Source organism: Nonomuraea ceibae, assembly GCF_019396325.1.
Taxonomy (GTDB): domain Bacteria; phylum Actinomycetota; class Actinomycetes; order Streptosporangiales; family Streptosporangiaceae; genus Nonomuraea; species Nonomuraea ceibae.
This window is the reverse complement of sequence record NZ_JAHKRO010000030.1, coordinates 71,556-81,650: the sequence shown is the minus strand read 5'-3', so window position 1 is coordinate 81,650 and position 10,095 is coordinate 71,556. Positions and strand designations below refer to the sequence as shown.

The 10,095-nt window shown below is 72.8% G+C and carries 11 protein-coding genes; 6 read left to right on the top strand and 5 right to left on the bottom strand.

Going from position 1 to position 10,095, the window contains the following annotated elements; genetic code table 11:
• Positions 1-436: 436 nt before the first annotated feature.
• The 5 genes from KME80_RS20615 (at position 437) to KME80_RS20595 (ending at position 5,557) form a co-directional block, all read left to right on the top strand.
• A complete protein-coding gene (locus KME80_RS20615; RefSeq protein WP_219507472.1) occupies positions 437-1,939 on the top strand; it encodes a phytoene desaturase family protein in 1,503 nt (500 codons plus the stop codon).
• 171 nt (positions 1,940-2,110) lie between these two features.
• Complete coding sequence (locus KME80_RS20610) at positions 2,111-2,806, top strand: response regulator transcription factor (RefSeq protein ID WP_219507471.1); 696 nt, start codon at positions 2,111-2,113, stop codon at positions 2,804-2,806.
• Positions 2,803-4,170, top strand: coding sequence for a sensor histidine kinase (locus tag KME80_RS20605; RefSeq protein ID WP_308125853.1), 1,368 nt, complete (start codon positions 2,803-2,805; stop codon positions 4,168-4,170). Before KME80_RS20610 ends, KME80_RS20605 begins: the two co-directional genes overlap by 4 nt.
• A 126-nt stretch (positions 4,171-4,296) precedes the next feature.
• The gene (locus tag KME80_RS20600) at positions 4,297-4,878 is read left to right on the top strand and encodes an ArsR/SmtB family transcription factor (protein ID WP_219507470.1); all 582 of its coding nucleotides are present in this window, start codon (positions 4,297-4,299) and stop codon (positions 4,876-4,878) included.
• Complete coding sequence (locus KME80_RS20595; RefSeq protein ID WP_219507469.1) at positions 4,871-5,557, top strand: SRPBCC family protein; 687 nt, start codon at positions 4,871-4,873, stop codon at positions 5,555-5,557. Before KME80_RS20600 ends, KME80_RS20595 begins: the two co-directional genes overlap by 8 nt.
• 58 nt (positions 5,558-5,615) lie before the next feature.
• Here KME80_RS20595 and KME80_RS20590 read toward each other — a convergent pair whose 3' ends face one another.
• The 5 genes from KME80_RS20590 to KME80_RS20570 all read right to left on the bottom strand — a co-directional run bounded on the left by KME80_RS20590 (position 5,616) and on the right by KME80_RS20570 (position 9,124).
• Positions 5,616-5,882 (bottom strand): hypothetical protein, encoded by a 267-nt coding sequence (locus tag KME80_RS20590; RefSeq protein ID WP_219507468.1) that lies wholly within the window; start codon positions 5,880-5,882, stop codon positions 5,616-5,618.
• Positions 5,883-5,951: 69 nt separating this feature from the next.
• On the bottom strand, positions 5,952-6,803 hold the full coding sequence (locus KME80_RS20585; RefSeq protein ID WP_219507467.1) for a helix-turn-helix domain-containing protein: 852 nt from the start codon (positions 6,801-6,803) through the stop codon (positions 5,952-5,954).
• Between the two features lie 123 nt (positions 6,804-6,926).
• The gene (locus tag KME80_RS20580) at positions 6,927-7,136 is read right to left on the bottom strand and encodes a hypothetical protein (RefSeq protein WP_219507466.1); all 210 of its coding nucleotides are present in this window, start codon (positions 7,134-7,136) and stop codon (positions 6,927-6,929) included.
• Between the two features lie 103 nt (positions 7,137-7,239).
• Positions 7,240-8,256 (bottom strand): phosphotransferase family protein, encoded by a 1,017-nt coding sequence (locus KME80_RS20575; RefSeq protein WP_219507465.1) that lies wholly within the window; start codon positions 8,254-8,256, stop codon positions 7,240-7,242.
• Between the two features lie 61 nt (positions 8,257-8,317).
• On the bottom strand, positions 8,318-9,124 hold the full coding sequence (locus KME80_RS20570) for a GNAT family N-acetyltransferase (protein WP_219507463.1): 807 nt from the start codon (positions 9,122-9,124) through the stop codon (positions 8,318-8,320).
• A gap of 67 nt (positions 9,125-9,191) precedes the next feature.
• Between KME80_RS20570 and KME80_RS20565 the strand changes: the two genes are divergently transcribed.
• Positions 9,192-10,067, top strand: coding sequence for an ROK family protein (locus KME80_RS20565; protein ID WP_219507461.1), 876 nt, complete (start codon positions 9,192-9,194; stop codon positions 10,065-10,067).
• The last annotated feature ends 28 nt before the right edge of the window (positions 10,068-10,095 follow it).

Below are 10,095 nucleotides of genomic sequence, written 5' to 3'. Positions count from 1 at the left end.
CCCGTCCCGGCCCCGGCCCCCGTCCCGGCCCCGGCCCCCGGCCCCGGGCCCCACCAGCCCGCTCCTCGGCTCGGCCCGGGCTGCGGCCCCACCGCTCCGGGGGACGGGCGCCGCAGGGGCCCGCCGGGGGTCGCCCGGGTGGCCGGCGGTGGCGCGTGCGGGTGGTGCCGTCGCCGGAGGCGTCGGGCGGGGCGCCGGGTGGGAGGTTGCGGCGCATCCGGGCGGTCGGCGGTGGCGCGCGGGTGGTTTGGTCGCCGGGGGCGCCGGGTGGGAGGTTGCGGCGCAACCGGGTGGTCAGCCCTCCGGGGCGGCCTTCCCACGGCAGGTGCTCGGGGTGACCAAGCCGCTGGGGTGGCCTTTCAACGGCAGGTGCCTCGGGCGGGGGCGGGGCTGGGAGGGCGTGTCTCTGGGAGGTGGTGCGGGATATGGTGCCGGGATGGGTGCGTATGACGTGGTTGTGGCCGGTGGAGGTCACAATGGGCTGGTCGCGGCAGCCTACCTGGCGGGGGCCGGGCGGCGGGTGCTGGTGCTGGAGCGGCAGGACCACGCGGGCGGCCTGGCGATCTCCGCGCGGCCGTTCCCGGGCGTGGACGTACGCCTGTCGCGCTACTCGTACCTGGTCAGCCTCCTTCCGACGAAGATCGTCAAGGATCTGGGTCTCGGCCTGGAGCTGCGCAGGCGCCGGTATGCCTCGTACACCCCCAAGGGGGACACCGGGCTGCTCGTGGACGGCGGGGACGCCGAGCGGACGAGGCGGTCGTTCCTGGAGGTGACGGGCGGGGAGGCCGACCACACCGCATGGCAGGACTTCTACGGCATGGTGGCCCGTACCGCCCAGGTGCTCGCGCCCACGCTGCTGGAGCCGTTGCGCACGGCGGCGGAGGTCGAGCGCATGGTGGGGGCGCGGGCGTGGGGTGAGCTGTTCGCGCGGCCCATCGGGGAGACGGTGGACGAGCGGTTCGGCGACGACACGGTGCGCGGGGTGGTGCTGACGGACGCGCTGATCGGGACGTTCGCCGATCCGGCCACCGACCTGCTGGCGAACCGGTGCTTCCTCTATCACGTGATCGGCGACGGCACGGGGGAGTGGAACGTGCCGGTCGGCGGCATGGGCGCGGTCTCGGGCGCGCTGGAGGACGCGGCCCGGCGCGCGGGCGCGGAGATCAGGACGGGCGCGGAGGTCGTCGGCATCTCGCCGTCGGGGGAGGTCACGTTCCGTACGGAGGGCGTCGAGCACACGGTGACCGGCGGGCACGTCCTGGTGAACCTGCCCCCGGCCGTGCTGGACGAGGTGCTCGGCAGGACGCCCGAGCAGCCGGAGGGCGCACAGCTCAAGGTGAACATGGTGCTCAGCCGGCTGCCCAGGCTCAAGGACGGGACGGTCGACCCGGTCGCGGCCTTCAGCGGGACGTTCCACATCAACGAGGGCCGCGACCAGCTCGCCCGGGCGTACGCGCAGGCGGCGGCGGGCGTGATCCCGGAGCTGCCGCCGGCCGAGGTGTACTGCCACTCGCTCACGGACCCGTCGATCCTCGGGCCGGAGCTGCGGGGGAGGGCGGAGACGCTGACGCTGTTCGGCCTCCACATGCCCGCCCGCCTTTTCCGGGAAAATCCGGACAAGGCCAGGGAGGATGCCCTGCGCGCCACGTTCGCGTCGATCAACACGGTCCTGGCCGAGCCCATCGAGGACTGCCTCCTGCGCGCCCCCGACGGCACGCCGTGCGTCGAGGCCAAGACGCCGGTGGACCTGGAGAACGAGGCCGGGCTGCCCGGCGGCCACATCTTCCACCGCGACCTGAGCTGGCCGTACGGGGACGAGGGCGGCTGGGGCGTCGAGACCGGGCACGAGCGGATCCTGCTGTGCGGCGCGGGCGCCCGCCGGGGCGGCGGCGTCAGCGGCATCCCCGGCCACAACGCGGCGATGGCCCTCCTCGGCTGACCGGCGCCGCCGGCCCTGTCCGCCCGCCCGCGTCCGCCCGCCCGCGTCCGCCCGCCCGCGTCCGCCCGTACAACTGAACAGGGCCGGACAGGGCGGGCCGGTCGGGCAGGGGCCGGGCGGGCGGGTGGTCGCGTTCATCGCCTTCTCAGATTGCTCCTCTAGCGTGGTGGCATGAGTGAGCCCGCACGGTTGCTGGTGGTGGACGACGAGCCCGCGTTGCGCGAGGCGCTGCAGTCGAGCCTGGAGTTCGAGGGCTACCGGGTCGTCACCGCCGACGACGGGCAGGCGGCGCTGGAGGAGCTGGCCCGGCAGCCGTACGACGCGGTGCTGCTCGACGTGATGATGCCGCGGCTCGACGGGCTGACCGCCTGCCGCCGGCTGCGCGGGACCGGCAACCACGTCCCGGTGCTCATGCTGACCGCCCGCGACGCCGTCGGCGACCGGGTGTCGGGGCTGGACGCGGGCGCCGACGACTACCTGGTCAAGCCGTTCGAGCTGGACGAGCTGCTGGCCCGGGTGCGGGCGCTGCTGCGGCGCGGCGCGCTGAGCGCGGGCGAGCCCGAGCAGACGCTGGCCTTCGGCGACCTGCGCATGGACCCGGCGACCCGCGAGGTGACGCGGGGCACCCGGCGGCTGGACCTCACCAGGACCGAGTACCTGCTGATGGAGCTGTTCCTGGCCCACCCCCGCCAGGTGCTGACGCGGGACCAGATCCTGGCCGAGGTGTGGGGGTTCGACTTCGAGCCGACGTCCAACTCGCTCGACGTGTACGTGATGTACCTGCGGCGCAAGACCGAGGCCGGCGGCGAGCCCCGGGTGATCCACACCGTGCGCGGCGTCGGCTACGTGCTCAGAGGCTCCTCGTGAGAAAGCGCAGCCTGCGCGCCCGCCTGACGCTCCTGGTGGCCGCGGCGGTGGCGATCGCGGTGGGCGTCTCGGCCGTCGGCACCTGGTACTTCGTCCGCAGGGAGCTGTCGTGGCAGCTCAACCAGTCGCTGCGGGAGACCGGCGAGCGCGTCCCCTTCGAACGCATGCAGAAGGCGACCCGCGAGTGCTCCGCCGAGCCGGTGAGCGCGACCGGCTACGGCAAGTACCCGCCGTTCCCCGAGCCGATGCAGATCGTCTTCCCCGACGGCACCCGCTGCGTCATGGGCAACACCGCGATCAAGGTCACCCGCCGGGAGGAGGAGGTCGCCGGCGGCAGCCACGGCCAGGAGCTCGTCTACGACGGTTACGCCGACGACGGCACCCCGCTGCGCGTGCTGGTCAGGAACGTCGACCGCGACGCCGCGTTCGTCATCGCCCGCCCCACCCACGAGCTGCAGAGCACGCTGCGCAGCGTGTCGATCCTGCTGGCGGCCGTGGCCGCGCTCGGCGTGCTCGTCGCGGCCACGGCGGGGCTGCTCGTCTCGCGCGCCGCGCTGCGCCCGGTGGGCCGGCTGACCAGGGCGGTCGAGCACATCGCGCAGACCGAGGACCTCGACACCCGCATCCCGATCGACGGCAGCGACGAGATCGCCCGGCTGAGCGCGTCGTTCAACGCGATGACCGCCGCGCTGGCCGGGTCGCGCGACCGCCAGCGGCAGCTCGTCGCCGACGCCGGGCACGAGCTGCGCACGCCGCTCACCACCCTGCGCACCAACATCGACCTGCTGCTGCGCAGCGAGCAGACGGGCCGGAGCCTCGACCCGGGCGCCAAGGAGCGGCTGCTGGTCAACGTCAAGGCGCAGTTCGCCGAGCTGTCCACGCTGGTGGGCGACCTGCTGCAGCTTGCCAGGGGCGACACCGACCACGAGCCGCACGCCGAGCTGCCGCTGCACGACGTCGTCACGGCAGCCGCCGGGCGGGCCCGGCTGCGCGGCGCCGAGGTCAGCACCGACCTCAGCCCCTGGTACGTGGTCGGCGGCGCCGCGTCGTTGGAACGTGCCGTGCTCAACCTCATCGACAACGCCGCCAAGTTCAGTCCCGGCGGCCGGGTGGAGGTCGTGCTGCGCGACGGCGTGCTGACCGTGCGGGACCGGGGGCCGGGCATCGCGGAGGAGGAGCTGCCGCACGTGTTCGAGCGGTTCTGGCGCTCGCCGTCGGCTCGCTCGCTGCCGGGTTCGGGGCTGGGCCTGGCGATCGTCGCGCAGGCCGTGGCCGAGGTGGGCGGAGAGGTACGGCTCGGGAACGCGCCGGACGGCGGCGTGATCGCGACCCTCGAACTGCCGGGCCGCGCCACCCCGAGCTGACGGCTGTCATCCGGTTGCGGCCCAGGACTGGGCGGCGGGGCTGAAGCGACGCGTCACCGCCGACCGGTCGGCAGCGAGGAAGGACCCAATTGACAGTTTTTTCTGTCAATTGGCAGACTGTCGGCCATGAGATACCTCGAGGAGCCCGACCAGGTCCGGATGGCGCTGTCGCCGATCCGGCGGCGGCTGCTTGAGCTGCTGCGCGAGCCGTCGTCGGCGAGCCGGTTGGCCGAGGAACTCGACCTGCCCCGGCAGCGGGTCAACTACCACCTGAAAGCACTGGAGAAGGCCGGACTGGTCGAGCTGGTCGAGGAGCGGCAGCGGCGTGGGTTCACCGAGCGGGTACTGCAGGCCACCGGCGCCACGCTGGTGGTCGATCCCGCGGTGATGGGCCGCGCCTTCGATCGCATTCAGGACCGGTACTCGGCCGAGCACCTGGTGGAGGTGGCCGCCGGGACCGTGCGCGAGATCGCGCGGATGCAGGCCGAAGCCGACAAGGCCGGGCAACGGCTGCTGACCTTCACCGTCGAGGCCGAGGTCCGGTTCGCCGAGCCCGGCGACCTGCACCGGTTCGCCGACGCCCTGGCCGAGGCCGTCCGCCGGACAGTGGAGGCGTTCGACTCTCCCGGCGGCCGCCCGTACCGATTGATCGCGGGCGCCCACCCGGCACCGCGCAAGCCACACACTGAAGGAGACGGCGATGACTGACACCCCGCGGATCCAGGTCACTGTGGCCGCACCGCCCAGTACGGTCCGGGGCGCGTTCCGGGACAGGGACAGGATCCGGCACTGGCACGGCTGGGAGTTCGACGGTGGTCCGGACGGCAGCCTGGACGAGGAGATCGAGCTCATCTACTTCACCGGCGTGACCGCCGACGATCGCGTGATCAACCTGAACGGCGGCGACCGAGTCGAACTCGAACCGGTCGAGAGCGGCACCCGGGTCACACTCACCCGCGCGGCACCCGGCGACGATCCCGACTGGGCCAAGTACTACGACGACATCACCGAGGGCTGGATCACCTTCCTGCACCAGCTCAAGTTCATGCTCGAGCGGCACCCGGCCGACGCCCGCCGGACCGTCTTCCTGTCAGGCACGGGCAAGACCTCACCGCTGACGGCGCTCGACACGGCGGAGCTGTCCCCCGGCCAGAGGCATCGGCTGGAGCTCCCGGGCGAGACCGCGACCGGCCAGGTCTTCTACCGCTCGGAACACCAGCTCGGACTGACCGTCGACGGCTGGAACGACGGACTCCTGGTCCTGAGCCACCATCCTGACAGCGGTGCGTGCATGGCCGTCCTCAGCCTGTACAAGGTCGGCGAGAGCCGCCACGCGGAACTGAGCAAGCAGTGGAACGACTGGTGGACGGAGGCGGTGCTGTCCTGACCGTTGCGCCGCCCAGGGGGCCTGGGGCCGCTTCCGGCTTCGTTCCCGTCGCTCCCCGTCAGGCGGGGAGGGCGGCCAGGAGGTAGGCGAGGCGGGCGGCGGCGGCCTCCACGTCGTCGGCCGTGCCGAGCCGGTAGCCCCACGACGTGACGAAGCTGCCGTCGTCGGAGCAGGTGACGTTCTCGGCCAGCGTGGCGGAGAAACGGTTGCGCACGCACACGAACGCCGGGTCGCTCGCCAGGGACAGGCTCTGGACGGACAGGTCGGCGTGACGACCCGCGAACCTCGCGAACTGCTCCAGGCAGAGCGCGGTGTCAAGCATCATGCGTCACCTCCGCATCGTCTCGCGCCAGAATTGCACGATCTTGAGCAGGAGGGCAAGCAATTGCGAGGATTAATGTGGGGATTGTTTGCGGTATTCGTTAAGAATCCGGATGATGGTGTCCCGCCCGGCTTCGCCGAACTCCGCGACTTTCGCGTAATCGTCGAAGGCGCGAACGTAGAACGCCACGTCGTCGGGATCGCGCAGCACCAGATCCTTCGTCATGGTGGCGACGCCCACCATGGCCTCGTTGTAGATCCAGAAGCCGTTGACCGGCGCCGACGGCAGCTCCTGGGTGAACGGGATCACGCCGAACTGCACGTTCGGCAGTGAGCTGACCGCGAGCAGCCGGTCGACCTGGCCGAGCATCACGTCGTGCGGGGCCAGCCGGGTGTGCAGCACCGCCTCCGGCACCACGAACCTGAACGTGCGCGTGCGGTCGTAGAGGATCTCCTGGCGCTGCATCCGCACCCGCACCGCCGCGTCGATCTGGTCGGCCGCGCTGTAGAGGCGCCTGACCTTGCGGAACACGTGGCGGGCGTACTCGGAGGTCTGCAGCAGGCCGGCCAGGATGCCCGGCTCGAACACCCGGAACAGCTTGGTGCGCGCCTCCAGGTCGCGCACGTCCTCCTGGAGGGCGGCCAGGCCGCTGCGGTGGCGCTGCTTCCAGCCGTCGTGCCGTTCCAGCAGGGCGATGGCCTGGGCGATCAGCTCGTCCGTGACCTCGGGTGGCGCCTTCACCGCCTGCGCCCACACCACGACGTCGTCCTCGGACGGGGTCTGCCGGGCGTTCTCCAGGCGGGAGACCTTGGACGGCTGCCAGCGCAGCCGTTCGGCCAGCTCCTTGCCCGTGAGGCGGGCCGCCTCACGCAATTGCCTGAGCTGCCCGCCGAGGTCGGCGCGCGCCTGTTGAAACGACGTCACGACGCAAGAGGCTAGCCCCGGGCCGGTGGATCATGCCAGGCCCAGTCGCGCAATCGTGACCAGCCGGTCGCGGGGGGTGGTCACTTTCCCGATGTCCCGAGGCCGCGCGGGGCTGAGCAGTGGTCAGGAGTGCAGGACCCGGCGGGCGATCTCCGTGATGAGCTCGCGGGGCACCTCGACCGCGGTCTCCCCGTCGAGCACGTCCCGCAGGTCGGCCAGGGCCTCGGCGTCGGTGACCTGGAGCCCCTGGATGACGATGGTGCCGCGGTCGGTCTCGTACAGGGTCGGGCAGGCGCCGGCGTCCGACGTGGAACCCAGGAACCGCATCCGCATGACGATCCTTCCCCGAACAACTGCAATTGCGCGCAATTGTAGGGGACAACTTCCTACTTGTGATCCTTTTTCGGAAAAATCGGGATATTGGGCTATGTGGGGGTTATGTCGAAATCGAGTCGCGCATGATGTGCCCGGCCCGTTCGAACAGCGACAGCGTGGTGGCGTGCAGCAGATCGCCGATGTCCTTGGGCGCCTTGCCGGCGAACGCGCGGGCGTGGGTGCCCTCCAGCACGATGCCGAGCTTGAAGCAGGCCATCACCGCGTACCAGTCGATCGCCGACAGGTCGCGGTCGGACAGCGCCGCGTAGCAGTCGACGATCTCCCGGGGCGAGGCCAGCCCCGGCACCAGCCCCGCGGCCTGCGGCCACATCGCCACCAGCCAGCCGAGGTCGACCAGCGGGTCGCCGATCGTGCACATCTCCCAGTCGACGATCGCCGCCACCCGGGGCCCGTCGTGGGCGAACATCAGGTTGGCGAAGTGGTAGTCGCCGTGCATGATCCCCGGCGTGAACGACGCGGGCCGGTTGGCCTCCAGCCACGCCGCCGTCTCGGCCAGCCCGGGAATCCGCGGCCCCGGGTAGCCGTCGAGCTCCCCGTAGGAGTCGAGCTCCCGCATCCAGCGCGGCACCTGCCGCTCCAGGAACCCCTCCGGCCGGCCGAACCCCGGCAGCACCCCCGGGTCGACGCGCCCGAGCTCGGCCAGCGCCGAGGCGGCCTCCAGGCCCATCCGGTGCCGGATCGCCGGGTCGGAGGCGTGCGGCTCGGGCAGCCCGGTCGACGGGTTGAACCCGTCGACCGGCTCCATCAGGTAGAACACCGGCTCTTCCGCCGTCTGCGCGGCGACCAGCCGGGGCGCCGCGACGGGCGTGTCACGCAGCGCCGCCAGCACCCGCGCCTCGCGCCGCAGCACCTCGTTGCTCTTGGCGCGGGCGTGCTGCGGGGGCCTGCGCAGGATGTGCGGGCGGCCGCCGCGCTCGAAGCGGGCCATGACGTTCTGGGTGCCGCCGGGCACCGGCGCCAGGCCGGTGATCGGCCCTTCGGGCAGGCCCTGCGCGTCCATCCAGGCGCCGAGGCCGGCGAGGTCGACGGCGTTGACGTCGATGTGGGTGGCGGACATGACGGCCCTTCGACAGAACGATATTCTGGTGATCGACCCTACGAGAGCGCCGATCCGCCGGTCAACCTAGCGCCTGCATGAACGGCAGGAACTGCCGCGCGCGGTCACCCGGCAGGTCGCCGCCGCGCACCATGAGCGACACCTGCCAGGGGGCGCCGATGCCGTGCTCGGCCGCCCAGCCGGCCAGGTCCTCCTTGGCCAGGTCGAGGTCCAGGCGCACCTCGCCGCCCACGTCGAGGGCCAGGTCGCCGATCAGCGCCCGCGCGGTCTCCTCGTCCCCCGCCACGACGGGGCCGATGACCACGTTGTCGTCGTTGCGCCAGCAGTGCCCGAAGCCGCCCTCGGCGATCCGCACCCGCTCGCCGAAGATGAACATCCTGCGCAGCAGCGGCGACCGGTCGGTGCCGAACGCGTCGGCGTCGAGCGCCAGGATCGTCTCCAGGTCGGCCTCCGTCGCCGGGCGCGTCCGGCCGGAGTGCTCGCCGCCGAAGACGCCGGTCCGCTTGGCGACGTGCCCGACCGTGCGGAAGCCGAGCCGCTCGTACAGGGGGCGGCCGTTCTCGGTGGCGTGCAGCGACACGATCCGGTCGCCCGCCTGGGCGATCACGTGCTCCATCAGGCGGCGGGCCAGCCCCTGCCGGCCGTAGCGGGAAGCGGTCAGCACCATGCTGATCACCGCGTGGTCGTCGCCGTAGCGGGTCAGGATCGTGGTCGAGGCCAGGCCGTCGCCGTCGGGCGCGTCGATCCCGTAGACCTCGCCGACCTCGAACAGCAGCGTCCACTTGTGCCGCTCGGGCAGCCAGCCCCGGTCCTTGGCCAGCCGGCCGCAGGCGTCCAGGTCGTCGAGGGTCAGACGGCGTACGTGCATGGCCGCCATCCTCCTGTACGGCACCCCGGCGGCTCAAAGTGTTTTCCGTCACCGCGACCATGGAGGGATGCAATGCGTTATAGCGGTAGATGTCGGCGGCACCACCATCAAAGGTGGACTTGTCGCTCGTGACGGCACAATCCTCCATCATGAGCGCCGTCCCACCCCGCGCGCCGACGGCCCGGACCGCGTCGTCGCCGCCGTCTCCGCCCTCATCGCCGACCTCGCCGCCCGCCCGGGCGCCGCGCCCGAGGCCGTCGGCCTGGCCGTGCCCGGCCTCGTCACGCCCACCCACGCCGTCTACTCGGCCGCGATCGGCTGGCGCGACGTCCCGGCGGGCGCCTTCACCACCCTGGACCTCCCGCTCGCCCTGGGCCACGACGTCCGCTCCGCCGGGGACGCCGAGCTGGCCTACGGCGTCACCGAGCGGACGCCCGGCCACGTGCTGTATGTGCCGATCGGCACCGGCATCGCCGGCGCGCTGGTGCTGAACGGCTCCCTGTACGGCGGCGCGTCCGGCTGGGCCGGGCAGCTCGGGCACATCCCGGCACGCCCCGCCGGGCCGTCCTGCGCGTGCGGCCAGCGCGGCTGCCTGACCCTGTACGCGTCGGCGTCGGCCATCGCCGCCCGGTGCGGCGAGTCGTCGGCGGCCGACGTGGTGCGCCGCGCGGCCGAGGGCGACCCCGTGGCGGCCGAGGTCTGGGACGACGCCCTGGCGGCCCTGGCCACCGCCCTGGCCACCTGCACGCTGCTGCTGGACCCGGCGCTGATCGTCATCGGCGGCGGCCTCTCGCGCGCCGGTGACGCCCTCCTGGGCCCGCTGCGCGAGCACCTGGCGGGCCGGCTGACCTTCCGCCGCCCGCCCCGCGTGCGCGCCTCGGCGCTCGGCGTGGACGCGGGGCTCCTCGGCGCGGCCCTGCTCGGCTTCCGCGCACTCGCCTGACCGCGCCGAAGAACAGCCGTGCCGCCGC